Here is a 23,934-nt window from a genome sequence, read left to right on the forward strand (position 1 = left end):
TAAAATGATTAACTATCAGCACCCGCAAGTTCAACAAGATATAGCTGAGCTAACCCAGCAAGCTATTCCTTGGCATGAGCTTAAAGATAAAACCGTGTTAATCACCGGTGCTACCGGTATGCTCGCCTCTTATGTTGGTTTTACATTATTATATTTAAATGCCGAGCTAAATCTTAATATAAAAATACTCTTGTTAGCGCGCAATCAAGACAGGTTAGCACAAGTCTATGGCAACCAAAAAAATGTAGAATGGTTAGTACAAGATGTATGTGCGCCCATTAACTATCCTGATACTGTGGATTATATTTTTCATGCTGCTGGTGCTGCCAGTCCTTATTATATAGTTAATGATCCGGTTGGTATTATTAATGCCAACGTGCAAGGTACACAAAATGCCTTAGAATTGGCGCGCCGTAGTAACACAAAAAATGTGGTGTTTGCCTCCACTCGCGAAGTGTATGGCAAAGTAGAAGGTAAAGCGTTTATTAATGAACAAGATATGGGTACGCTCGATCCGCTTAATGCGCGAGATTGCTACCCAGAAAGTAAACGCTTAGCGGAAGCACTGCTAATGGCCTATTACACGCAACACCACATTAACTTTAATAGTCTGCGAATTGCCCACAGTTATGGCCCGGGTATGCAAATCGAGGGCGACGGTCGAGTGATGTCTGATCTTATTAACGATGCCGTTCATGCCCGCGATATTGTGCTTAAAAGCACAGGAGAAGCCGAGCGCGCATTTTGTTATATTACCGATGCCGTCTCGGGTATATTTAGAGTGATGCTACAGGGCGAGCCAAGCCATGCCTATAACCTGGCTAATGAGCAAGAGACGATCCGCATTATTGACTTAGCTCACTTGTTACAAAAAATTGCTAACAAAGATAAAGGCGTAGTCATTGATATTCCTCAGCATCAAGCTGGCTATGCTAACTTTGGCCGTACCGCACTTGATACTACCAAGATTGAACACTTAGGCTGGGGCCCACAGGTCGCTTTAGCTGATGGCTTAACTAGAACATTAACTGCCTTTGGCATGGAGACTCGCTCGTGAGTGTATTAAACATTGATAAAGGCATGCTTAAAGATCGCCTTTATCATCTGATTCGTATTGGTTACGATCGCTTTTTTTCACTATTATTTTATTTTGCGCCTCTTAAAAAAAATAAAATCGTATTTAATAGTAACTATGGTAAAGGCTATGGTGATAACGGAAAATACATAGTCGAAGCGCTATTAAAGCAAGATCAAGACTACGATATTGTGTGGATGCTAGATAGATACAATATGGATCATGCGGTGATGCCAGATAAGGTGCGCCGAGTACGCTATGGTAGCATTCAATTTATCTATGAAATGATGACCGCTAAGGTATGGGTTGATAATAGCCGTTTAAAATATCATCTTTATAAGCGTAAGAGTCAGTTTTATATTCAAACTTGGCACGGTGGCTTAGGGCTTAAAAAAGTAGAAGCCGACACTGAACTGTGCAGCAAATACGTTAAAATGGCTAAGCGCGATTCTCGCTTAGCTAATTTATTTATTTCTAACTCTGGCCATTTATCACATATCTTTAAAAACGCCTTTTGGTATAACGGCGATATTTTAGAATGCGGTTCGCCAAAAAACGATATTTTGTTTGCTGATAAAACGCCTTTTAAAGAAAAGGTAAGAGCCGAGTTTCAATTACCAGCGACCAGCAAAATTCTGCTTTATGCGCCTACCTTTAGAGATAATAATAACTTTACTGCCTACGACATCGACTTATTACAAGTTAAAGCGGCACTTGAGCACAAGTATGACGAAAACTGGGTAATGCTAGTACGCTTGCACCCCAATATAGACAGTGAAAGTGTAGCGGAAATTTTCCCCGATAAACAAATTATCAATGCTTCGCGCTTTCCTGATATGCAAGAACTGATTTTAGGCTCCGACATGCTAGTCACTGATTACTCAAGCTGCATGTTCGACTCAGGCATGGCAGAAATCCCGACCTTTATCTATGCCTCGGATGTAGAAAGTTACGTCGATGAAAGAGGCTTTTACTTCACCATGCAACAGCAGCCTTTTGATTTTGCTACTGATACCCAAGGTTTAATTAACGCCTTGTATGCCTTTAATCAACCGCAATATCTGGCTAATTTGGCAGTATTTTACGACAAAGTTAAATTATATGATAAAGGCCAAGCCAGCACCGTGGTTGCTGGAAAAATCAAAAAAGTGATAAAGGGTCAGCAAATATCTATCACCGCCAACAGCCGCCTTGCAGCCAGCCAAGAGACGAATCGCTAATGGCGGGTGATTGAGGAATAGTGACTAAAAATTAAACACAGTGACTAAAAAAGGCCGAGCATATCTCGGCCTTTTTTATACACACTGAAAATTCAACAAGTCACTAATTATGTCGCCATCTTAACGCAGATCTTAGATCATGCTGTCATCCTGACGCACGCCAGGATCTGGGTTTCAGCCGTCATCCTCGCGCACGCCAGAATCTCAATCTCTCCCGTCATCCTGACGCACGTCAGGATCTCAATCTCTACCGTCATCTTGATGAAAATCAGGATCTCAATCTATACCGTCATCCTGACGAAAGTCAGGATCTTGTTTAGTCTTTAAAACAAAGAGCGAGATACCGCGGCAAGCGCGGTATGACTGGTCACTTTCGTCATCCTCGCGCACGTCAGGATCTTGTTTAGTCTTTAAAACAAAGAACGAGATACCGCGGCAAGCGCGGTATGACTGGTTACTTTCGTCATCCTGACGAACGTCAGGATCTCGTTTAGTTTTTAAAACAAAGAGCGAGATACCGCGGCAAGACGACAGGAAAGATACCGCGGCGAGCGCGGTATGACTGCTCACTTCCGTCATCCTGACGAAAGTCAGGATCTCAATCTCTCCCGTCATCCTGACGCACGTCAGGATCTCTTTCAAAAGTAAATAGCTCCACCCAATAAATACTTACTTATTAGCTGCAACTATACTCATACCTATAACTTAATCATGAGTATGGTTATGACTAAATCACCCACTATATATCTGCTGACTAATAAGCCTCAAGGTGTGCTTTATATTGGGGTTACGAGCCAACTTATACAACGTATCTGGCAGCATAAGAACCACCAAGTTTCTGGTTTTACCGCGCGCTATAATTTACATAAATTGGTTTATTTTGAAGTGTTTGATGATATGTATTTAGCCATAACGCGAGAAAAACAACTTAAAAATTGGAATAGAGCGTGGAAAGTCGATCTTATAGAGCAGACCAATCCGCAGTGGCGAGATCTTTGGGAAGATATTTGCGGATAGTAAATAAAGAGCGAGGTAGCGGAACAAGTCCGGTATGACGAGTCTCCGCCGTCATCCTGACGAACGTCAGGATCTCTTCTTCGGCCGTCATCCTGATGAACATCAGGATCTCGTTTAGCCTTAAAACAAAGAGCGAGATACCGCGGCAAGCGCGGTATGACAATAGGGCAGATACCGGAGCGAGTGCGTATGACGGGGGGTTGTTGGTTTTTGCCGTCGTCCTGATGTACATCAGGATCTCAATCTCTACCGTCATCCTGACGAAAGTCAGGATTTTGGGTTAGTCTTTAAAACAAAGAGCGAGATACCGCGGCAAGCGCGGTATGACGATAGTGCAGATACCGGAGTGAGTGCAGTATGACGGTAGGGAAGATACTGATGCATGTGCGGCATGACTGCTCACTTCCGTCATCCTGACGAAAGTCAGGATCTTGGGTTAGTCTTTAAAACAAAGAGCGAGATATCGCAGCAAGCGCGGTATGACAATAGGGCAGATACCGGAGCGAGTGCGTATGACGGGGGGTTGTTGGTTTTTGCCGTCGTCCTGATGTACATCAGGATCTCAATCTCTACCGTCATCCTGACGAAAGTCAGGATCTTGGGTTAGTCTTTAAAACAAAGAGCGAGATACCGCGGCAAGCGCGGTATGACGATAGGGCAGATACCGCGGCGTGACGATAGTGCAGATACCGGAGCAAGCGCGATATGACGAGGGGTTGTGGGTTTTTGCCGTCGTCCTGATGTACATCAGGATCTCAATCTCTACCGTCATCCTGACGAAAGTCAGGATCTAGGTTTAGTCTTTAAAATAAAGAGCGAGATATCGCAGCAAGCGCGGTATGACTGGTCACTTTCGTCATCCTGACGAAAGTCAGGATCTCGTTTAGTTGTTTAAAACAAAGAGCGAGATACCGCGGCAAGCGCGGTATGACTGGTCACTTTCGTCATCCTAATAAAAGTCAGGATCTTGTTTAGTCTTTAAAACAAAGAGCGAGATACCGCGGCGAGCGCGGTATGACTGCTCACTTCCGTCTTCCTGATGAACATTAGGATCTTATGTTCACCCGTCATCCTGACGAAAGTCAGGATCTCGTTTAGTTGTTTAAAATTAAAGAGCGAGATACCGCGGCGAGCGCGGTATGACTGGTCACTTTCGTCATCCTGACGAAAGTCAGGATCTCGTTTAGTTGTTTAAAACAAAGAGCGAGATACCGCGGCGAGCGCGGTATGACTGGTCACTTTCGTCATCCTAATAAAAGTCAGGATCTTGTTTAGTCTTTAAAAACCAAAGAGCGAGATACCGCGGCAAGCGCGGTATGACGAATCCTCCGTCATCCTGACGAAAGTCAGGATCTCGTTTAGTTTTTAAAATAAAGAGCGAGATACCGCGGCGAGCGCGGCATGACTGCTCACTTCCGTCATCCTGACGAAAGTCAGGATCTAGGTTTAGTCATTAAAATTAAAGAGCGAGATACCGCGGCGAGCGCGGTATGACTGGTTACTTTCGTCATCCTGACGAAAGTCAGGATCTCGTTTAGTTGTTTAAAACAAAGAGCGAGATACCGCGGCAAGCGCGGTATGACGAATCCTCCGTCATCCTGACGAACGTCAGGATCTCGTTTAGTTTTTAAAATAAAGAGCGAGATACCGCGGCGAGCGCGGTATGACTGCTCACTTCCGTCATCCTGACGCACGTCAGGATCTAGGTTTAGTTTTTAAAATTAAAGAGCGAGATACCGGAGCAAGCGCGGTATGACGTTATGTAGTTAGGCTATTAGCTAACACACTAAAAAGCGGTAGCGACTTTGGCTATTTCAAGCTCTTTAAATAAGGCTAAATCACTGGGGATACCTAAGCCATACATGCCATTCCTTTCGGCACCTATGTTATAAACGCCAATTTTATGTTTATCATTGGCCATAAAGCTAAACACGGGTGCCACATAAAACTCGCCTTTACTTCTAATATCATGCTCAATCATATAATCGGCATACTTACAAAAGTAATGACCTTGGGCAAAGTTATACACTCCCACCGTCGCTTCATCAGAGACCACCACTTTCTCAATCACCTCTGTTACATAGCCCGCATTATCTTGCTTGGCATAAGACCATTTAGGATCTGACGCTTTCATAGTGACCATGCCACCAGTGAGATCTCTACTTGCAAAATCAGCAAGGTAAGCGTTAATGTCCATATCTAACCATTGATCTGAGTTAGCAATCATGAGTGGGGATTCATTATCTATTAACGCTCGGGCTTTTAACACCGTAATAGCCGCGCCTTCGGTAATGCCATCAATACCTATCATTTCAAAGTTATCACAAATATTAGTGAAAGTTTCTGTAAGGTTATATTTTTCAATATGTTCATTTTGACATATAAAAATAAACTTATGAGGAGTATTAGGCTTTAAGTTATTAATCACCAATTCAATCATTTTTTTGCCAAGCACGTCAATTAATGGCTTAGGCTCTTTAAATCCCGCAGCTAAAAAACGGCTACCACTGCCCGCCATAGGTATTACAATATTAAGCATTACTACTTCCATTCAAATAATTTAAATTTTAAACTGTTCCCTGTTCCCTGTTCCCTGTTCCCTGTTCCCTGTTCCCTGTTCCCTGTTCCCTGTTCCCTGTTCCCTGTTCCCTGTTCCTTATTTCCTAATCACTATTCCCTCATCCCAATTACTTTAACCATTCACCGTATTATCTATGATTATATTATGCATGGCGGCTTGTGGGTTGCGTCTATCAAAGGGAACCTCCACATGCTTAAGGCGTTTATTAGCAAGCGTAGAGGTGGTTAACATCTCTGCTAAGTCCAGTGGTTGCTCTGAATTATATTTTTTGCGGATCACGTCTTTAGCGGCATCTACAAATAACGAGGCTGTAGAAAAGTAATAACTATTTTTTGAGGAGTTTTCTGCGCTAAATTTAGCTGCATCTAGCTTAAGATGTTTATCAGTCAATGCCTTAATATCACCAATTTGGCAAAAATTTATAATAATTAATGGCTTATCAAGATCGAGATTATCTAACGACATAAGAGCAGAAAAAATAGGTCCTTTAGTCTCATCGTGCAATTCACATACCACTGCAGAATGATCCAGCTGATTAAAAGTATCTGCTAAACAATAGTCTGCGGCTTCATATTTTGTAGTTACAAAAATAATTTTTCTTGAGCTAGTGACTGAGAGTAAACTTTTTTTAGCTTGCTCAGCAAATAGCGAGTCATTGATATCACCTAAGCACTCCTCGTACAGATTCACGGCTGATAACGCAGCCAGATCCTCTTTGCTTACTAATACAATAATATTAAGCATTACTTTCAAGTCCTTTAATGTAGTTTTTAATGTTGTCGTAGGTAACGTCGTACACCGAATTCACTTTAAAAACATGAGCGCCAGAGCCTTTCGCGGCGCGAAAACCAATGTCACTGTCTTCTACTATGAGTACGCTACTAGGGGGTAAGCCAAGCTGGGCAATCGCTTTTAAATAAATCTCTGAGTCAGGTTTGGGATTAACGACATCTTGATTTGATAAATAAAATTCCATAAAAGGTGCGAGCTGTGCTCGCTCCATCATCACTTCAATGGTGCGCCGAATAGAGTTAGACGCCACAGCTAACCGATAACCATCGCTTTGCAAGCGCGCCACCGCATCAAGGTGGTGGGGCAGTGGATGACAAAGCTTATGAACGATATCCATGGTAATGGACTGCTTCATTTCATTTATAAAATCATGTAAAGAAGTAGGCAAGCTTTTAGTTTGGCTAAGAATATTAAGTTTTTGGGCCGTAGAAAGACCATCAAAAGTAGAGAGATGCTCTTCTCGGCTAATGTTAAGCCCAAACAATGCTAATGCATCGTTAAACGCATCATAGTGCCAGTCTTGTGCATCAATTAGCACGCCGTCCATGTCAAAAACAATTGATTTAATTAAACCACTATTCATAAACAGTCCTGTGCTTTATTAAAATTGTTAACTCGCTTAATTTTTATTGTTGTTAGTTGTAAATTAATATTAGTTTTTACTTATAAATTTGTGCTTATTATGATCTAACTTACTCTAGTTAATAGAAGCTACTCTCTTTACTATGTAGATAGAGCAAACACTCTATCTACATAGAATAGTAATTTCCATCCGCCAATTAACAAATAGTGAGTAATCAGCAAAAAAGTAAACATGTGTGTGACAAGAGTGGTCGTTATTTGTTGTCGCTAATATATTGTATTTTATATGTTTATTAATAATTTAAGATTCATACGAGTCGATAATGATGGCGTCTTTGTAAAAGTTAAATAAACTATATAACTCTCCTTAAAAGCGAGAAAAGTCACCCTATAAGAAATAAAATAAACTAACTAGCCGTTTTGACGTAATATTTTGCTGTCTTACACTGCAACAGTTTATTCTGTTCGCTAAATGAGCAATCACAACAAAGACTTTTAAAAATTGTTAAAAGTCTTGTCCGATTAAGAAGCGCATTAATTAGCTAAAGCTCACTAACCCAAGTAGGTATTAAGAAGAGCAATAAATTGGCAAGTAGTGGCTATGAGCTCTCTGCTAAACCTATAGCAAGGCGGCAACTAATGGCTTTGGATTGCTAGGTTTGCGTTTTCTTGTGAGCTGTATCCACAAACTCTTCCCTCTCTACCTTTCAACTCAGGCTAAAATCTCGTAAACTTACGCACCAAAAAAATCCAACGGGCACGCAAAAAAAAGCCCAATAATACACCAGCCAAGGGGATTAGCCGGCGAAGCCTCATGGGCGGTAGCGTGCCAAAAATCTACATCTTACTTATAAAAGCAATATTTACCAAAGGATTACCCTAACAGTGACGGACAAAACTCCTCAACAGCGCGATGCCCAGTTTGCACAGCCTTTACCTGCTTACCCCTATAAAGATGACGAAATCTCCTTAGTGGATTTGGCAAGCACGCTGGTTAAGCGCTGGAGGCTAATGGCGCTAGTGTTTATAGCAATCGTGCTAGCCGGTTTTGCTTATGCGCTTACACTGCCCCAGCAATATGACTACGTTACTATTTACAGCAGCGCTAGGCTTAACGCAGATACACCGCTTGAGTCTGCAGAAAGCCTACAGTCGAAAATTAACGCCATTTATTTACCTGAACAAATCCGTGCCTTACAAAACGAAAAGCAGCTAGAAAATCTACCATTTAGCGTGCAAGTGAGCAGCCCTAAAGATACCCAACTTATTACGCTGACCAGTAAAGCGCAGCCAGAAGATAAAGAACTTGTGGCCACTTTGCACCATGCCATAGCGCTGCAGCTAAAAGCCGAACAAGATGAGCAGAGCGAGCAACGCATTATCTTATTGCAGCAGCGCTTAGAGGCCGCTAAACAGCAGCTAGAATTTGTGTTAGCTAATAATTCAAATAAATCCGGCGAAATTGCAGCCAGCTTAATGATTGACGCTAGCGAAATAGAGTCAAAAATTAGTGATTTTATTCCCGGTAAAATTGTAACTGAAACTAGCCAAAGCTTGAAACCTAAAGGGACGAGCAAGTCACTTATAATGGCACTGGCATTAGTGCTGGGGTGCATGTTAGCTGTAATTTCGGTATTTATTCGCGAGTTTTCTTCTCAGGTGTGCACTAGTCTAAAAACAGATAATAAATAAAATTTAATTTCATTATTTTGATGTTGGAAGTTACAGATATATTATTGTGTAAAATAAATTTTGGAAAATATTAACTTATGAAAATTCTAGTAACCGGTGGCGCCGGTTTCATCGGGTCTGCTGTTATTCGGCATATTATTACTAATACACATGACAGCGTAGTTAACTTAGACAAACTCACCTACGCCGGTAACTTAGAAAACTTAATCGAAGTGAGCAATAGCGAACGCTATGCTTTCGAACAAGTTGATATTTGTAACCGTGCTGAATTAGACCGTGTATTTGCCACACATAAGCCGGATGCGGTAATGCACCTAGCAGCAGAAAGCCATGTAGACAGATCAATAGATGGCCCAGCTGAATTCATCCAAACCAATATAGTAGGTACCTACAACTTACTAGAAGCTGCCAGAGCCTATTGGAACGAGCTGAATACTGAACGCAAAACAGCGTTCAAGTTTCACCACATCAGTACCGACGAAGTGTATGGCGATCTACCGCACCCGAGTGATAGTGTTGAGTGTTTAGTGGTGAGTGATGAGTCGAAGGAAAATGTTGAGTGTTCAATGTTAAGTGGTGAGTTGAAAGAAAGTGATGAGTGTTTAGTGTTGAGTGGTGAGTTAAAAGATCAATCACTCATAACTCAACACTCACAACTTAATACTGCGGAAGCTCCGCTTCCTCTTTTTACTGAGACTACCGCTTACGCTCCCAGCAGCCCTTACTCGGCAAGCAAAGCCAGTTCCGATCATTTAGTCCGTGCTTGGTTACGCACTTATGGTTTTCCGACGTTGATTACCAACTGCTCAAACAACTACGGGCCCTATCATTTTCCAGAAAAGCTGATCCCATTAGTGATTTTAAATGCACTAGAAGGCAAACCATTACCGATTTACGGCAAAGGCGACCAAATTCGCGACTGGCTATATGTAGAAGATCATGCCCGCGCGCTTTACAAAGTAGTGACTGAAGGCGAAGTGGGAGAGACCTACAACATCGGCGGCCATAACGAAAAAACCAACCTAGAAGTAGTACAAACCATCTGTAAAATTCTAGATGAACTAGCTCCAATGTCTTCGTCAAGTACTTCACTCAACACTAAGCACTCAACACTCAACACTGAAGAAACACTCAACACTGAAGAACAACTCAACGCTCAACACTCAAAACTCATCACTTACGTCAGTGATAGACCTGGCCACGACCGCCGCTATGCCATAGACGCTAGCAAAATCGAGCGCGAACTAGGTTGGAAACCCCAAGAAACCTTCGAGTCCGGTATCCGCAAAACCGTGCAGTGGTATTTAGATAATCAAGACTGGGTGAGCAACGTACAAAGTGGGGTTTATCAAAACTGGATCAGCCAGCAGTATGGTGGCGAATAATGCACATCTTATTACTGGGAAAAAATGGCCAAGTGGGCTGGGAGTTGCAACGTGCTCTTGCACCTTTGGGCACTGTCACTGCTCTGGATAGACACTCAGCAGATTACTGTGGTGACTTAACTCAACCAGAAGCGCTTGCCAATACCATACGTAGCCTTAAGCCTGATGTTATTGTTAATGCTGCCGCCTATACGGCAGTCGATAAAGCCGAAAGTGAGCCTATACAGGCGCGTCAAGTTAATGCCGATATCTTGGCCGTTATTGCTATTGAGGCCAACAAGCTGGGTGCGTGGCTGATCCACTACTCCACCGATTATGTCTTTAATGGCGAGGGGGCTAGCCCTTGGCAAGAAGATGATATTAGTGCACCTTTGAGTGTGTATGGCGCTACTAAGCTGGCTGGCGAAAACTTTATTACTCAAAATTGTAAACAATATCTTATCTTCCGTACCAGCTGGGTGTACGGCAGCCGCGGCAATAACTTCGCAAAAATCATGTTGCGTTTAGCTAAAGAGCGCGACGCCTTGAGCGTAATAAACGATCAAGTTGGGGCGCCCACTGGAGCTGATTTAATCGCCGATTGTACCGCTCACGCCGTTCGTATTGTGATGAGCTCAGGCTCTGCGCAAGCCCAAAGCTTGGCCGGCATTTACCACTTGGCAGCTAGCGGCGAAACCAACTGGCATGACTATGCGGCTTTGGTGTTTAAAGAAGCAAGAAACCATGGGGTAACGCTTAAGCTCAATAATCTAAATGCAATTAGTACTGTTGAGTATCCAACACCGGCCTCGCGGCCTCTTAACTCGCGGTTAAATACCGAAAAATTACGTACAGCATTTAATCTCAGATTACCGCCTTGGCAGCAAGGTGTAAGCCGCATGCTAACTGAAATATTGGAGCAGAACTCTTGAAGCAGCAACAAATGAGCACGCGTAAAGGTATTATTTTAGCGGGCGGTTCGGGCACCCGGTTATATCCTGTTACCATGACGGTGAGTAAACAACTGCTGCCGGTTTATGATAAGCCGATGATTTATTATCCATTGTGCACGCTAATGCTGGCTGGCATTAAAGACATTTTAATTATTAGCACGCCGCAAGATACGCCGCGCTTTGAACAACTATTAGGCGATGGCAGCCAATGGGGATTGAACCTAAAATATGCTGTGCAGCCAAGTCCAGATGGCTTAGCTCAGGCTTTTATTATTGGTGAAGACTTTATTGGTAACGATGACTGTGCATTAGTGCTTGGCGATAACATCTTCTTTGGCCATAACCTGCAACAAGAGCTAGAGCAAGCTGGCCGCCAAACCTCAGGCGCTACTGTGTTTGCCTATCATGTGCAAGATCCTGAACGATATGGAGTAGTGGACTTTAATGCACAAGGCCAAGCGCTCAGCTTAGAAGAAAAGCCCAGTGAGCCCAAGAGCAACTATGCGGTCACCGGCTTGTATTTTTACGACAATCAGGTGATTAACATTGCGAAAAGCATTAAGCCATCGCACCGGGGTGAGCTAGAAATAACCGATGTGAATAAAGTCTATTTAGAGCGCAAGCAGTTGTCGGTCACCACCATGGGCCGCGGTTATGCATGGCTTGATACGGGAACTCACGACAGCTTAATGGAAGCGGGTACTTTTATTCAGACCATAGAGCAGCGCCAAGGCTTAAAAGTAGCCTGCCCAGAGGAAATAGCCTATCGCAAAGGTTTCATCAATGCTGATCAAGTACAAAAGTTGGCACAACCTTTAGCTAAGAATGCTTACGGCCAGTATTTGTTCAACTTAATTAAACCAGGATACAGAGGTTAAAATGAATGTTATTAATACAGCTATTCCTGATGTGCTGATTTTTGAGCCTAAAATATTCGGTGACGATCGAGGTTTTTTTTATGAGAGCTTCAATCAGCAGCAATTTGAACAGTCTGTAGGCCAGGCGGTTAGCTTTGTACAAGATAATCACTCTCGTTCAAGCAAAGGGGTACTGCGCGGGCTGCACTATCAACTTGCACCTTACGCACAAGGCAAACTGGTAAGAGTAGTACAGGGTGAAGTATTTGACGTTGCTGTAGATATTCGTAACAGCTCACCTACTTTTGGCCAGTGGGTAGGAGCGAATCTATCGGCTGAAAACAAACGTCAATTATGGATACCTGAAGGCTTTGCCCATGGCTTCATAACGTTGAGTGACAGTGCAGAATTTTTATATAAAACCACCAATTACTATGCCCCAGCTTACGAAAGAACCATTTTATGGAGCGATCACGAATTAGCTATTAAATGGCCTACTTCTATTAAGCCTCATGTTAGTCAAAAAGATAAAGATGCGCTTTCTTTCAACCAAGCGATGCAGGAGAAATTATGAGCTTATTAGAGTTTATTAATTTCCCCCCACTAGGTGATGAGCGCGGTTCATTAGTGGCTTTAGAAGCTGATAATACAGTGCCTTTCGATATCAAGCGTGTCTATTACATCTTCAATACTCAAGCCGGTGTAGCAAGAGGCTTTCATGCCCACCATAACCTTAAGCAAGTAGCAGTATGTGTCACCGGTAAATGCCGTATGGTGCTTGATGATGGCAAAACTCGCGAAGACGTTTGGTTAGACTCTCCAACTAAAGGTTTATTAATAGGCGATTTGGTGTGGCGAGAAATGCATGATTTCAGTGAAGACTGTGTACTGCTAGTGCTAGCCAGCGAACATTATGATGAAACTGATTATATTCGTGATTATGAAGAATTTCTGAGGTGTTTATGAGTATCCACCCAACCGCAATAGTGTCTAATAAAGCAATAGTTGGTGCTAACGTTAAGATAGGTGCCTATACAATTATTTACGATAATGTTGAAATTGCTGAAAATACAGTAATTGAAGCGTTTTGTGAAATAGGCGTATCAAATCATCTGTCGGGTGGTGAAATATTATATATAGGCTCAAATTCACATATTAGATCTCACAGTATCTTTTATGAGGGCTCAGTGTTCTTAGAGTCATTAGTTACAGGTCATCGTGTGACTGTACGCGAAAAAATAAAAGCCGGTAAAAATTTACAAATAGGAACGCTATCTGATTTACAAGGGCATTGTGAAATTGGTGATTATGTTCGTTTTCATAGTAACGTGCATATAGGTCAGAAAAGTAAAATTGGTAATTATGTATGGATTTTTCCTTATGTCGTACTAACAAATGACCCGCATCCGCCAAGTGATACATTGCTTGGTGTAACAGTTAAAGATTTTGCTGTTATTGCAACTATGAGTGTGATTTTACCAGGTGCAATAATTAGCCGAGGCTGCCTAGTTGGTGCTCATTCTTCTATTAAGGGTATTACAGAAGAAGATATGATTTATGCTGGCTCACCTGCTAAAAAAATATGTTCCACCGCGAAAATAAAACTGCATGACAAAAGTGGAAGTGCATACCCATGGCGCAAGCACTTTCATCGAGGCTATCCAGAAGAGCTGGTTAAACAATGGATGAGTGAATTGTGAATATAAAAAAATCATTCGCTATAGAAGAAATTAAAGTTGGTATGACAGCATCCTATAGTCAGACAATTACAGATGCTGATGTAAAAGCTTTTGCAGGTGTTTCTGGTGATCATAATCCTGTGCACTTAAGTGAGGAATATGCAAAAGACTCTAGGTTTAAAGATAGAATTGCACATGGTTTATTAACAGCTAGCTTTTTTTCTGCAATTTTCGGAACAAAGCTACCTGGCGAAGGCTGTGTATATGCAGGTCAGAATTTGCAATTTAAAAGACCAGTTTATTTAGGTGACACGGTGATTGCTAAAGTAACTGTTACCGCAGTTGATGTTCTTAAAAAGCGTGTAACGTTTGAAACAGTGTGTACGGTTAAAGGAAAACCCGTAACAACTGGTACAGCCGAAATATTTATTCCCTAGGTATATAAAATGATCCCTTTCCTAGATTTAAAAGCCATCAACGCCCAATACCGTGATGAGCTTATAGAAGCCTGCACCCGTGTTATCGACTCTGGTTGGTATATCGCAGGTAATGAACTCACACAATTTGAACAAGCGTTCGCCAGCTACTGCGGCACTAAGCACGCGATTGGTGTGGCTAATGGCCTTGATGCACTTATTCTCACCCTGCGCGCGTGGAAAAAATTGGGCAAGCTCAAAGACGGCGACGAAGTCATAGTGCCGTCCAACACCTACATTGCCAGTATTTTAGCTATTAGCGCTAACGATTTGGTGCCAGTGCTCGTGGAGCCAGATTTAGCCACTTACAATCTATGCCCGAAACAAACAGAAGCTGCAATTACCACTAAAACCCGTGCCATTTTACCCGTGCACTTATATGGCCAATTAGCCGATATGCCAGCCATTATGGCTATTGCCAAGAATCATAATTTATTGGTGCTAGAAGACTCCGCCCAAGCCCACGGTGCCAGCGCTATTGATGATAAAGGAAAGAGCAAAAAAGCCGGTAACTGGGGCGATGCCAGTGGCTTTAGTTTTTACCCAGGCAAAAACCTCGGTGCCTTAGGCGATGCCGGCGCAGTAACTACCAACGACGATGAGCTAGCAGCAACCCTGCGTGCATTACGTAATTATGGCTCACACGAGAAATACAAAAATCTTTTCCAAGGTGTGAATAGCCGGCTAGATGAAATTCAAGCCGCCATGCTCAGCGTCAAGCTAACACACCTAGATACAGAAATAGCACACAGAAGAAAAGTCGCCGTAGCTTATCTAAAAGGCATCACCAATCCAGCAATCGTTTTGCCAACTCAACACTCAACACTCAACACTCAACACTCTCACGTCTGGCATGTGTTCGTCATCCGCTGCGAGCAGCGCGAGGCTCTGCAAAAGCACTTGCTAGAGCATGGCATTCAAACCTTAATCCACTACCCAATTCCACCGCATCAGCAACAGGCTTATAAAGAGTGGAATATGGATAGTTATCCGGTATCAGAAATGATTCATCAGCAGGTGATGAGCTTGCCGATGGGGCCGACTATTACGATGGATGAAGTCAAAAAAGTGATTACAGCCATAAATACATTCAAAATTTAAAATTACTCATTAAGAATTAATTCTGTGACACTGATAAAAACCAGCCTGCTTAACGGCATTGCGGTAGTGATAAAAATGCTCACTATGCTAGGGCTTAACAAGATACTCGCTATCTACGTTGGCCCTGCAGGCTATGCGGCGATTGGTAACTTTCAAAACGCTGCACAAATGATCACTACCTTTGCCAGCGGTGCGATTAATACCGGTGTCGTGAAATACACCGCTGAATACCATGATGATGAAGAAAAGCAGCGGCAAGTGTGGCGCACTGCGGGCACAATTGCTGTGCTGGGATCCGTCATTACCGGAATAGGCGTAGCTGTATTCAGCAAGCAAATCGCGCAATGGTTTTTGCAGGACGAAAGTTACAACACTGTTTTTATCTGGTTTTCAGTCACGCTGGTTTTCTTTATTTTTAATACGTTGTTACTGGCGATATTAAACGGTAAAAAAGAAATTCATCGTTACATCATTGCTAACATTGCAGGCAGCCTTTTTTCATTGGCCGCCACCAGTATTCTAGCGATCCAGTTTGGATTACTTGGTGCATTAACTGCATTAGCTATTTTTCCTTCTTTTGCATTTGTTGTTACTTTGTACCTTTGCTATAAGGCTGATTGGTTTAAATTCAGTTATTTGTTCGGCCGCTTAGATAAGCAAGTCGTTTTAAATCTCAGCAAATACACCGCCATGGCTCTCACCAGTGCAGCTTGTGTGCCAGTAAGTCATATACTCATTCGTACGCACCTTGCCGATACCTTAGGGTTGGATGCTGCAGGTTACTGGGAAGCCATGTGGCGCTTAAGTGGGGCTTACTTAATGCTCGTAACAACAACGCTAAGCCTGTACTACCTGCCTAAGCTATCAGAACTGAAAGATCCAAAAGAAATAAAGGCGGAAATCCTCCAGGGCTACAAGATTATCCTGCCCGTAGCTGCTGCCTGTGGTTTAGTTATTTACTTGCTGCGGGACTTTATTATCGGCTTGCTTTTTACCCAAGACTTTATACCCATGCGTGAACTGTTTGCTTGGCAAATGGTGGGCGATACGTTAAAGATTGGCAGTTGGATACTTGCTTACCTGATGCTAGGTAAAGCCATGATGAAGTTATTTATTGCCAGTGAAATTGTGTTTGCAGCAGGGTTTTATGGTTGGACGTATTTTTTTACAAGTATGTACGGCTTAGAAGGTGTCACCATTGCGCATGCAATTAACTACGCAATTTATTGGGTGGTGATGGGTGTGTTTATTGGTAAAGTTTTTTTAAGAAAGCAATCATAGTCTCTTGCCCTGCTCATCGCTGCGTTCAACTCTTTATTGTTAATGAAATTTTAACCATGAGTAAATTATAATGTTTTTATAAGGATTTAATTAAACAATGAAATATGTAAATAAAATTTCAATTGTTACGCTCACATATAAAAACTGGCACCTTTTAAATAATGCTATTAATTCATTGGCTAGCCAAGTAATAGATAAATATTATGAAGTTGAGTACATTATAGTTGACGACGGTACTGTTGGTTTCAACGTTAGCTATGTTGAAGATTTACTTTGTAAACTAAGAGCACTTAATTTCGAATGCCATTTAATCATTAATGAAAAAAACTTAGGAACGGTAGCATCATTTAATAATGCAATCAAAAAATCCACGGGTGACTTGATCGTCCCGTTATCAGCAGATGATGAACTATATGATGAAAATGTAATAGCAAAAATTATTGATAAGTTTAATAGCAATAAGTGTTTATTATTAACAGCATTAAGAGTGCCAGTAAGAAATGAAAAAGAGTTATATGTGTTACCCGAAAAAAAATATTGGAATTTGTTTCACTTTCCTAAGAAATTACATGAAAAGATTTCCCTAAATGGCAATATAATCTCTGGCGCGTGCACTTATTATCATAAAAATATTTTTAAAAAAGTTGGGATGTTTGATGAAGATTATCGTTTAATAGAAGATTATCCTTTTTATCTAGAGGTGCTTTCAAAAGGTATTAGTATTCCATTATTAAAAGTAAAAGCTATTAAATATAGTATGCAAGGTGTATCTACTAACCATAGAGTTAGCCCACTCTTTACTAAGGATATGAACTTGTTACTACAGAGAATACTTAAAGAAGGAGAATTTAATTTTTTTGAAAAGCGTTACTTTCATTTTCAGCGTTGTTTACCTGTGACCGAAAAAGTAAGAGTTAAAAATATAGTACTCTATCCAGAACAGTTGGCTTTATGGGTGTTGAGAAATGTTAAGAAATTAATTTGGAGAAAATGAATTGAATGTTCTTGTTATTCCTATATATAACAATATAGAAACATGCATGGTTTTTTTAGACCGTCATTATGAGTTTTTTATAAAGTATAATGTCAGGCTAATATTTTGTAATAATGATAACACATCAATTACAGAACTAAATAAGGATTACGCCCAATTAATAATTAAAATAATTAATAACAATAAGAACCATGGTTATTTTGGATCAGCAAGAGAGGCATTAATTTACTTAAAAAATATCGAATACAATTATGTTATTTTATCTAATGTAGATCTATGCCTTGATGAATCTTATTTTAAAGGGCTAGCGGATAATATAAGTGACGAGCCATTAATCTTAGCTCCCAGTATTATTTCAAATTTGACTAGACGGCAGCAAAATCCACTATATAGAGAGAAACCACGGAAAATCAAGATGCGATTTCTTTATTTTTTGCTTTTAAATAGATATTTTTATGCTTTTTATAAGGCTTTAAGTTCAGTTTTCTCTAGAGAGAGTACAAAACAAAGTGATTTAAGGATATACGCCGTACACGGAGCTAATGTTATTGTTAATTATAAAGCCATACAACGCGGTATTGATTTTTCTCATTGTGGATTTTTATTTGGTGAAGAGATTTCATTAGCTGAAAGAGTAGCAGAGCTTGATGTTGAAGTTAGATTTATAAAGACTATGAAAGTAGTTCATTATGAGCATGATTCGACAGGTAATTATTTGCGGAGCAAGCTAATTACTTGTTACCACAGGCGTTCAATTGGTAATATTATAAGAAAGTTTTTTTAAATGTTTATTTATGATTTTATTAATAGTGTTAATATAGAGCTGTATTTTTTAACAATATTTTTTTTAATTACCGTCATGATTTCAATAGCATACTTTTTAAAACAAAAAATATTGCACCCCATTTTCCTTGGCGATTTATTTTTTTTTCAAAGTGCTCTTGTTTATGTATTTCATGAAAATAATAATTATTTAATGTATTCTTTGCTTATAATTTTTGTCTATATTTTGTCAAGAACTATTGGAATGTATCTTAACAATAAATTGTTTTTTTTTAGTTGTGCAAGAGCGTCTAGAGCTCATTTATCCCGTAAATTATTCTTAATGATAGTCATATTATGTTCGGTTTTTAGTATTCTTACATTTTTTTATTTAGATTCTTTGAGTCAGATTAATACATCATTTAAAATAACTTGGGTTTTAGAGAAGCCAATTCTAAGTTTCTTCTATTCATTTTCACTTATCGCCAGTCTTGTTTTTATACCCTTATATTTTGTTAAGCAAAAACGTAGTGTTTTGGATAAACTATTAGCTTTGTTAGTTTTGTTTATTTTTTCATATAATTCTGTAATGTTTCATATGAAAGGATACTTCATATTTGTATTGCTATCTTTATTTTTTTATTTTGACTGCAAAGGTAAGAAAATAAATCTTAAAGTAATTATTTTAGTGTTGTTAATTGCTTTGTTTTACTTATCTTTATTTTATAATTTAGATAGTTATATTAAATTAATCGATAGGATTATTAAAAATGCAGATGGGAGTTTCATTTTTTTAGAATATAATTTAGGTGATGGTCGTATATTTTTATTTTATAATGCATATATTTACTTTATGAAATTCATCTTTTTTAAATTTCTCCCTTCGCATGAACTTGGCCAAGCCATCTCAAGTTTTGCCCCTTACGTTTATGCTGAAGGCGGAGGAGTAAACGATCATTTCATTATCTATCTTTTTTTGAGCACAGATCAGCAAAGCTTTCAGTTGATAATGTTTATGGCTTTTATAAATGTAATTATTCTACCATTGCTCAGCTATTTGAAATCTTCAAAAAATTTATTTCTATTCGGCCTTGGAGGCTGGCTGTATATAAATAGCTTTCTTGTTTTTCAGATGCCAAGTGGTTTTTTTCTTTCCTTATCTAAATACTTAAGTTGCTTGATTTTAATATCCTTAATTATTTTGTTGTACAAGATGCTTATTATAAAGAACAAGGCGCATAGTAAGTAATCATTATTTTTATATGTTGATTTATAGTTTATCTAAGGAGTAAGTAGTGGAGGAGCTTTGCAATAAAGTTACTGTTGTTACTGCGGTTTATAACTCTGAAAAATACATAACAAAAAGTATTGATTCTGTGTTAGATCAATCCTATGTTAATTGGGAGTTGATACTAGTGGATGATAAATCCAATGATTTATCTGTAGAAATTATAAGGTCATACGTAGAATTAGACCCTAGAATTAAATTAATTGAATTAACTGAAAACTTGGGAGCTGCGGTAGTTCGCAACAAGGCTATAGAGAGGGCACAAGGTCGCTATATTGCATTTTTAGATAGTGATGATGTCTGGTTACCTAATAAACTTGAAAAACAAATCTCCTTTATGCAGAAAAATAATTACCCGTTTACGTTTGGTGCTTATGACAAAATTAATGAGAGTGATGAAATATTTGGTCATTTGGGAGTGCCAAGTAAAGTTAGTTACTATGACCTGTTGAAATCATCTTCAATTGGTTGCTTGACTGCTATTTACGATACAGAATATTTTGGAAAAGTTTATATGCCTTTAATACGTAAGCGTCAAGATTTAGGGTTATGGTTGAAGTTACTAAAAAAAACGGATTTCGCTTATGGTCTCAACGAGACGTTAGGTATATATAAGGTACGCCAAGACTCAATTTCAGCTAGTAAAAAAAATGCGGCTCTCTTCACTTGGCGTTTATATCGAGATGTTGAAAAATTAAATTTAATAAAAGCTAGTTATTATTTTTCTCAATATGCTATCCGTGGACTGTTACGAACAAAACATCCAGATTTAGCTAGGTTTTTGGGGTTCCTCAAATGAACCTTAATAAAGTGGAGTTAGCATGAAAATTTCCATTGCTGGAACAGGTTACGTCGGTTTATCCAATGCCATGCTACTAGCTCAACACAACCAAGTGTGTGCTATCGACATAGTGCCGGAAAAAGTTGCGCTACTAAACAATAAGCAGTCACCCATCGCTGATATTGAAATTGAGGAGTTTTTAGCTAATAAAACGCTAAATTTTACTGCAACTTTAGATAAGCAAGAGGCGTATCAAAACGCTGATTATGTAATAATTGCTACCCCTACAAACTATGATCCTAAAACCAATTATTTTGATACTAGTAGTGTAGAGGCTGTGGTCAGTGATGTTGCGGAAGTTAACCCTAACGCAACGATTATTATTAAGTCCACAGTGCCGGTAGGTTTTACAGAGCAACTCAACATTAAATACTCAACACTTGACATTATTTTCTCACCTGAATTCTTACGTGAGGGTAAGGCGCTGTACGATAACCTTTATCCTTCACGCATTATTGTGGGTGGGCAAAGCGAACAGGCTAAAACCTTTGTCAGTCTTTTACAGCAGGGTGCAATTAAACAAGATGTAACGGTACTCTTTACTAATAATACTGAAGCTGAAGCGGTGAAGCTGTTTTCTAATACTTATCTGGCTATGCGTGTGGCGTATTTTAATGAGCTAGACAGCTATGCTGAAGCGCAGGGTTTAAATTCTCAGCAGATTATTCAAGGCGTTGGTTTAGATCCTCGTATTGGCGATCACTACAACAACCCTAGCTTTGGCTATGGCGGTTATTGCTTGCCTAAAGACACCAAACAGCTGCTAGCGAACTACGATCAAGTACCTAATAACATTATCCAAGCCATTGTTGAAGCCAACCGCACTCGTAAAGATTTTATTGCCGAGACGGTGATCAAGAAGCTCAATGCGCTACCAAAATCGCATTCAGGAGCACAAACTGTGGTGGGTATCTACCGTTTGGTGATGAAGGAAGGTTCTGATAATTTCCGGGCTTCTGCGATTCAGGGCATTATGAAACGCATTAAAGCTAAAGGTATTGAAGTGGTGGTGTATGAGCCTGTACTGCAAGAAGAATATTTCTATAACTCGCGGGTTGTCAGTGATTTAAATGAATTTAAAAGATTAAGCACCGTGATTGTCGCCAATCGCTTAAATGAAGACTTAATCGACGTAAAAAGCAAAGTTTATACTAGAGATCTGTTTGGTTCTGATTCTTGAACGCTTGGGTATTATCTAAATTTTTATAAAACAGTCATAGCTGTAAAGAGTGAAATATGAACTTAAAGAAACAACGGGTCTTATTAACCGGCGCTACTGGCTTTGTGGGTAATGCTTTGCAGCAACGCTTATTCGTTGATGAAGTTTATGATTTAACCATTGCTGTACGACGGGCGTCAACAACGCCAAGCGCTGGTTCTGTAGTGCAAGTACCTGCCTTAGGAGTAGAGACGAATTGGAAGAGTGCTTTACAAGATGTAGATTTTGTAATCCACGCTGCTGCTCGTGCACATGCCATAAAAGATAAAGCTGCAGAACCCGCGGCGGAATACCGCCAGGTAAACGTTGATGGCACGCTTAATCTTGCCCGACAAGCAGCTGACGCAGGTGTAAAACGATTTGTATTTATTAGCTCTATTGGTGTTAACGGTAATATAAGTAGTAAGCCTTTTATGACTGATGACGAAGCTAATCCAGCAGAAATGTATGCTCAATCCAAGTGGGAAGCCGAGCAAGGGCTGTGGAAAATTCATGAAGAAACTGGGATGGCGTTGGTTATTATTCGTCCGCCTTTAGTGTATGGACCTGATGCGCCTGGCAATTTTGGAAGTTTGGTACGCTGGATTGAAAAAGGTTTACCCTTACCTTTAGGTGCTATACACAATAAGCGCTCGCTAGTGGCCTTAGATAATTTGGTGGATTTAATTATTACCTGCATTGATCATCCTGCCGCGGCCAATCAAGTGTTTTTAGCGGGTGATGGTGAAGATATATCTACTTCTGAATTGTTACGTGGTGTAGCCAAGGCTATGGGAAAACCAGCACGGCTTATTCCTGTACCTGCAAGCATGTTGCAGTTAGGCGCTAACCTGTTGGGTAAAAAAGCCATGGCGCAACGCTTGCTAGGCTCGTTACAGGTAGATATTAGCAAAACTCAACATCTTTTAGGTTGGACTCCACCGCTAACGGTTGAGCAAGGGCTGAAGCGCTGTTTTGAAACTAAAAAGGATTAATGTGTGATCCGGTTATTTGATATTGTATTTTCTTTAATGGGCTTAGTAGTTGGCTTTCCGGTATTGGTAATACTAACTATTATCGGCTACTTTGATACTCGCTCGCCTATTTTTCGCCAAGTTAGGGTAGGGCGTAACCAGCAGCCGTTTACGCTAATTAAATTTCGCACCATGAAGGTTGATACCGCCTCTGTGGCTTCGCATTTAGCTAGTGCTTCTTCCATCACGCGTTTTGGTCATTTTTTACGCCGTACTAAACTGGATGAATTACCACAATTATGGAATGTGCTGATTGGTGACATGAGCTTAGTGGGGCCACGCCCTGGGTTATTTAACCAAGAAGAGCTAACTGTAGAACGGGCTAAGCGTGGAGTTTACGATGTGCGGCCCGGCATTACTGGTCTTGCTCAAGTGAATGAGATTGATATGTCTACGCCGCAGCTGTTAGCGGAAACTGATCAAAAGATGATCAGCAGCCTAACGGTGGGCGATTATTTTCGTTATATATTGATGACGGTTGCAGGCAAAGGAGCGGGAGACCGGGTCTCTTGAGTGTTGAATTTTTAGTTGTGAGTGTTGAGGTTCACTAGTGTTGAGCTTTATTAGTGTTTAGTGTTTAGTGTTGAATGTTTAGTGCCAAAACTCAAAACTCAAAACTCAACACTCAACACTCAACACTCAACACTCAACACTCAAAACTCACCACTCAAAAAGCCGTTTCATCACAGGGAGAGGGATGATGGCTCACGAAAATAATGTGCAGAGTAAGTCGTTCAAGTTCGCTGTACGTATAGTGAAGTTGTATCAGCATTTGTCTAAAGAGCAGAGAGAATATGTGCTTTCTAAGCAGCTGCTGCGCTCTGGCACCTCCATCGGTGCGAATGTTAATGAGGCTCAGGCTGGGCAGTCTAAGGCTGACTTTACTGCCAAAATGAGCATCGCTAGCAAGGAAGCGCGCGAAACAAAGTACTGGTTAGAATTGCTGTGTGAAACTGACTACTTAGATAAATCGCAGCCGCATGTTTTAAGCCTACTGGAGCAAAGCGAAGAGTTGATAAAAATACTAACTGCGATAGTAAAAGTTTCACAACAGAATTTAAAAGCGAACTCAAAGAAATGATTTCACTCACCCCTAAAAATTCAATACTAAATACTATGTGTCACCACTCACCACTCCACACTAAAA

General features: G+C 40.4%; 25 protein-coding genes. 21 read left to right on the top strand and 4 right to left on the bottom strand.

The annotated features are described in order from the left end of the window. The first annotated feature begins 4 nt into the window (after positions 1 to 4). A complete protein-coding gene (locus CBP12_RS00440; RefSeq protein WP_086961915.1) occupies positions 5 to 1,057 on the top strand; it encodes an NAD-dependent epimerase/dehydratase family protein in 1,053 nt (350 codons plus the stop codon). Further along, positions 1,054 to 2,295, top strand: a complete 1,242-nt coding sequence (locus CBP12_RS00445) for a CDP-glycerol glycerophosphotransferase family protein (protein ID WP_086961917.1) — start codon at positions 1,054 to 1,056, stop codon at positions 2,293 to 2,295. Before CBP12_RS00440 ends, CBP12_RS00445 begins: the two co-directional genes overlap by 4 nt. Positions 2,296 to 2,571: 276 nt before the next feature. On the opposite strand, the gene CBP12_RS00450 is transcribed toward CBP12_RS00445, so the two are convergent. Beyond that, positions 2,572 to 2,937: a hypothetical protein gene (locus tag CBP12_RS00450; protein WP_157420015.1), complete on the bottom strand. Its 366-nt coding sequence runs from the start codon at positions 2,935 to 2,937 to the stop codon at positions 2,572 to 2,574. A gap of 81 nt (positions 2,938 to 3,018) precedes the next feature. Here CBP12_RS00450 and CBP12_RS00455 point away from each other — a divergent pair, with 81 nt between their 5' ends. Further along, positions 3,019 to 3,312 (top strand): GIY-YIG nuclease family protein, encoded by a 294-nt coding sequence (locus CBP12_RS00455; protein ID WP_086961921.1) that lies wholly within the window; start codon positions 3,019 to 3,021, stop codon positions 3,310 to 3,312. Between the two features lie 1,786 nt (positions 3,313 to 5,098). Here CBP12_RS00455 and CBP12_RS00470 read toward each other — a convergent pair. From CBP12_RS00470 to CBP12_RS00480, 3 genes are all read right to left on the bottom strand, one after another. Further along, a complete protein-coding gene (locus tag CBP12_RS00470) occupies positions 5,099 to 5,851 on the bottom strand; it encodes a glycosyltransferase family 2 protein (protein ID WP_086961928.1) in 753 nt (250 codons plus the stop codon). Between the two features lie 153 nt (positions 5,852 to 6,004). Beyond that, positions 6,005 to 6,637 carry a glycosyltransferase family protein gene (locus tag CBP12_RS00475; protein ID WP_086961930.1) on the bottom strand — a complete coding sequence of 211 codons (633 nt, stop codon included), beginning with the start codon at positions 6,635 to 6,637 and terminating at the stop codon, positions 6,005 to 6,007. Further along, positions 6,630 to 7,268 (bottom strand): HAD family hydrolase, encoded by a 639-nt coding sequence (locus tag CBP12_RS00480; protein WP_198341823.1) that lies wholly within the window; start codon positions 7,266 to 7,268, stop codon positions 6,630 to 6,632. Before CBP12_RS00480 ends, CBP12_RS00475 begins: the two co-directional genes overlap by 8 nt. An 884-nt stretch (positions 7,269 to 8,152) precedes the next feature. Here CBP12_RS00480 and CBP12_RS00485 point away from each other — a divergent pair. From CBP12_RS00485 to CBP12_RS00570, 18 genes are all read left to right on the top strand, one after another. Then, positions 8,153 to 8,959, top strand: a complete 807-nt coding sequence (locus tag CBP12_RS00485) for a Wzz/FepE/Etk N-terminal domain-containing protein (RefSeq protein WP_086961932.1) — start codon at positions 8,153 to 8,155, stop codon at positions 8,957 to 8,959. Positions 8,960 to 9,036: 77 nt separating this feature from the next. Continuing rightward, entirely contained in the window at positions 9,037 to 10,344 is a 1,308-nt protein-coding gene (locus CBP12_RS00490; protein WP_086961934.1) for a GDP-mannose 4,6-dehydratase, read from the top strand. After that, positions 10,344 to 11,255: a dTDP-4-dehydrorhamnose reductase gene (gene rfbD / locus CBP12_RS00495; RefSeq protein WP_086961937.1), complete on the top strand. Its 912-nt coding sequence runs from the start codon at positions 10,344 to 10,346 to the stop codon at positions 11,253 to 11,255. Before CBP12_RS00490 ends, rfbD begins: the two co-directional genes overlap by 1 nt. A gap of 11 nt (positions 11,256 to 11,266) precedes the next feature. Continuing rightward, positions 11,267 to 12,154 (top strand): glucose-1-phosphate thymidylyltransferase RfbA, encoded by an 888-nt coding sequence (gene rfbA, locus CBP12_RS00500; protein WP_086965242.1) that lies wholly within the window; start codon positions 11,267 to 11,269, stop codon positions 12,152 to 12,154. Position 12,155: 1 nt separating this feature from the next. Beyond that, positions 12,156 to 12,707 carry a dTDP-4-dehydrorhamnose 3,5-epimerase gene (rfbC, locus tag CBP12_RS00505; RefSeq protein WP_086961939.1) on the top strand — a complete coding sequence of 184 codons (552 nt, stop codon included), beginning with the start codon at positions 12,156 to 12,158 and terminating at the stop codon, positions 12,705 to 12,707. After that, the gene (locus CBP12_RS00510) at positions 12,704 to 13,099 is read left to right on the top strand and encodes a sugar 3,4-ketoisomerase (protein ID WP_086961941.1); all 396 of its coding nucleotides are present in this window, start codon (positions 12,704 to 12,706) and stop codon (positions 13,097 to 13,099) included. Before rfbC ends, CBP12_RS00510 begins: the two co-directional genes overlap by 4 nt. Beyond that, positions 13,096 to 13,833 (top strand): N-acetyltransferase, encoded by a 738-nt coding sequence (locus CBP12_RS00515; RefSeq protein WP_086961943.1) that lies wholly within the window; start codon positions 13,096 to 13,098, stop codon positions 13,831 to 13,833. The genes CBP12_RS00510 and CBP12_RS00515 overlap by 4 nt, the downstream gene beginning before the upstream one ends. Beyond that, a complete protein-coding gene (locus tag CBP12_RS00520; protein WP_198341824.1) occupies positions 13,830 to 14,249 on the top strand; it encodes a MaoC family dehydratase in 420 nt (139 codons plus the stop codon). Before CBP12_RS00515 ends, CBP12_RS00520 begins: the two co-directional genes overlap by 4 nt. Before the next feature lie 9 nt (positions 14,250 to 14,258). Beyond that, positions 14,259 to 15,389, top strand: a complete 1,131-nt coding sequence (locus CBP12_RS00525) for a DegT/DnrJ/EryC1/StrS family aminotransferase (RefSeq protein WP_086961945.1) — start codon at positions 14,259 to 14,261, stop codon at positions 15,387 to 15,389. Positions 15,390 to 15,413: 24 nt separating this feature from the next. Next, entirely contained in the window at positions 15,414 to 16,670 is a 1,257-nt protein-coding gene (locus CBP12_RS00530; RefSeq protein WP_086961948.1) for an O-antigen translocase, read from the top strand. A 97-nt stretch (positions 16,671 to 16,767) separates the two neighbouring features. After that, positions 16,768 to 17,664, top strand: coding sequence for a glycosyltransferase (locus tag CBP12_RS00535; protein WP_086961950.1), 897 nt, complete (start codon positions 16,768 to 16,770; stop codon positions 17,662 to 17,664). Positions 17,665 to 17,710: 46 nt separating this feature from the next. Then, positions 17,711 to 18,448, top strand: coding sequence for a glycosyltransferase family 2 protein (locus CBP12_RS00540; protein WP_086961952.1), 738 nt, complete (start codon positions 17,711 to 17,713; stop codon positions 18,446 to 18,448). Beyond that, positions 18,449 to 19,675 carry an O-antigen polymerase gene (locus CBP12_RS00545; RefSeq protein WP_086961954.1) on the top strand — a complete coding sequence of 409 codons (1,227 nt, stop codon included), beginning with the start codon at positions 18,449 to 18,451 and terminating at the stop codon, positions 19,673 to 19,675. Between the two features lie 46 nt (positions 19,676 to 19,721). Next, entirely contained in the window at positions 19,722 to 20,513 is a 792-nt protein-coding gene (locus CBP12_RS00550) for a glycosyltransferase family 2 protein (RefSeq protein WP_086961956.1), read from the top strand. A 22-nt stretch (positions 20,514 to 20,535) separates the two neighbouring features. Beyond that, positions 20,536 to 21,735, top strand: a complete 1,200-nt coding sequence (locus tag CBP12_RS00555) for a nucleotide sugar dehydrogenase (protein WP_086961958.1) — start codon at positions 20,536 to 20,538, stop codon at positions 21,733 to 21,735. A 56-nt stretch (positions 21,736 to 21,791) separates the two neighbouring features. Then, positions 21,792 to 22,748 carry a UDP-glucose 4-epimerase family protein gene (locus tag CBP12_RS00560; protein ID WP_086961960.1) on the top strand — a complete coding sequence of 319 codons (957 nt, stop codon included), beginning with the start codon at positions 21,792 to 21,794 and terminating at the stop codon, positions 22,746 to 22,748. A 3-nt stretch (positions 22,749 to 22,751) separates the two neighbouring features. Next, positions 22,752 to 23,300, top strand: coding sequence for a sugar transferase (locus tag CBP12_RS00565; RefSeq protein WP_086961962.1), 549 nt, complete (start codon positions 22,752 to 22,754; stop codon positions 23,298 to 23,300). 184 nt (positions 23,301 to 23,484) lie between these two features. Continuing rightward, positions 23,485 to 23,868 (top strand): four helix bundle protein, encoded by a 384-nt coding sequence (locus tag CBP12_RS00570; protein ID WP_198341825.1) that lies wholly within the window; start codon positions 23,485 to 23,487, stop codon positions 23,866 to 23,868. Positions 23,869 to 23,934 lie beyond the last annotated feature (66 nt).

The organism is Oceanisphaera avium, from assembly GCF_002157875.1.
GTDB classification, from domain to species: domain Bacteria; phylum Pseudomonadota; class Gammaproteobacteria; order Enterobacterales; family Aeromonadaceae; genus Oceanimonas; species Oceanimonas avium.

Coding starts and splice junctions, on each gene's coding strand:
- rfbD (WP_086961937.1), top strand. CDS start 10,344: ATGCACATCTTATTACTGGGAAAAAATGGCCAAGTGGGCTGGGAGTTG.
- CBP12_RS00480 (WP_198341823.1), bottom strand. CDS start 7,268: ATGAATAGTGGTTTAATTAAATCAATTGTTTTTGACATGGACGGCGTG.
- CBP12_RS00515 (WP_086961943.1), top strand. CDS start 13,096: ATGAGTATCCACCCAACCGCAATAGTGTCTAATAAAGCAATAGTTGGT.
- CBP12_RS00510 (WP_086961941.1), top strand. CDS start 12,704: ATGAGCTTATTAGAGTTTATTAATTTCCCCCCACTAGGTGATGAGCGC.
- CBP12_RS00455 (WP_086961921.1), top strand. CDS start 3,019: ATGACTAAATCACCCACTATATATCTGCTGACTAATAAGCCTCAAGGT.
- CBP12_RS00560 (WP_086961960.1), top strand. CDS start 21,792: ATGAACTTAAAGAAACAACGGGTCTTATTAACCGGCGCTACTGGCTTT.
- rfbC (WP_086961939.1), top strand. CDS start 12,156: ATGAATGTTATTAATACAGCTATTCCTGATGTGCTGATTTTTGAGCCT.
- CBP12_RS00470 (WP_086961928.1), bottom strand. CDS start 5,851: ATGCTTAATATTGTAATACCTATGGCGGGCAGTGGTAGCCGTTTTTTA.
- CBP12_RS00545 (WP_086961954.1), top strand. CDS start 18,449: ATGTTTATTTATGATTTTATTAATAGTGTTAATATAGAGCTGTATTTT.
- CBP12_RS00555 (WP_086961958.1), top strand. CDS start 20,536: ATGAAAATTTCCATTGCTGGAACAGGTTACGTCGGTTTATCCAATGCC.
- CBP12_RS00535 (WP_086961950.1), top strand. CDS start 16,768: ATGAAATATGTAAATAAAATTTCAATTGTTACGCTCACATATAAAAAC.
- CBP12_RS00440 (WP_086961915.1), top strand. CDS start 5: ATGATTAACTATCAGCACCCGCAAGTTCAACAAGATATAGCTGAGCTA.
- CBP12_RS00525 (WP_086961945.1), top strand. CDS start 14,259: ATGATCCCTTTCCTAGATTTAAAAGCCATCAACGCCCAATACCGTGAT.
- CBP12_RS00490 (WP_086961934.1), top strand. CDS start 9,037: ATGAAAATTCTAGTAACCGGTGGCGCCGGTTTCATCGGGTCTGCTGTT.
- rfbA (WP_086965242.1), top strand. CDS start 11,267: ATGAGCACGCGTAAAGGTATTATTTTAGCGGGCGGTTCGGGCACCCGG.
- CBP12_RS00475 (WP_086961930.1), bottom strand. CDS start 6,637: ATGCTTAATATTATTGTATTAGTAAGCAAAGAGGATCTGGCTGCGTTA.
- CBP12_RS00540 (WP_086961952.1), top strand. CDS start 17,711: ATGGTTTTTTTAGACCGTCATTATGAGTTTTTTATAAAGTATAATGTC.
- CBP12_RS00570 (WP_198341825.1), top strand. CDS start 23,485: ATGATGGCTCACGAAAATAATGTGCAGAGTAAGTCGTTCAAGTTCGCT.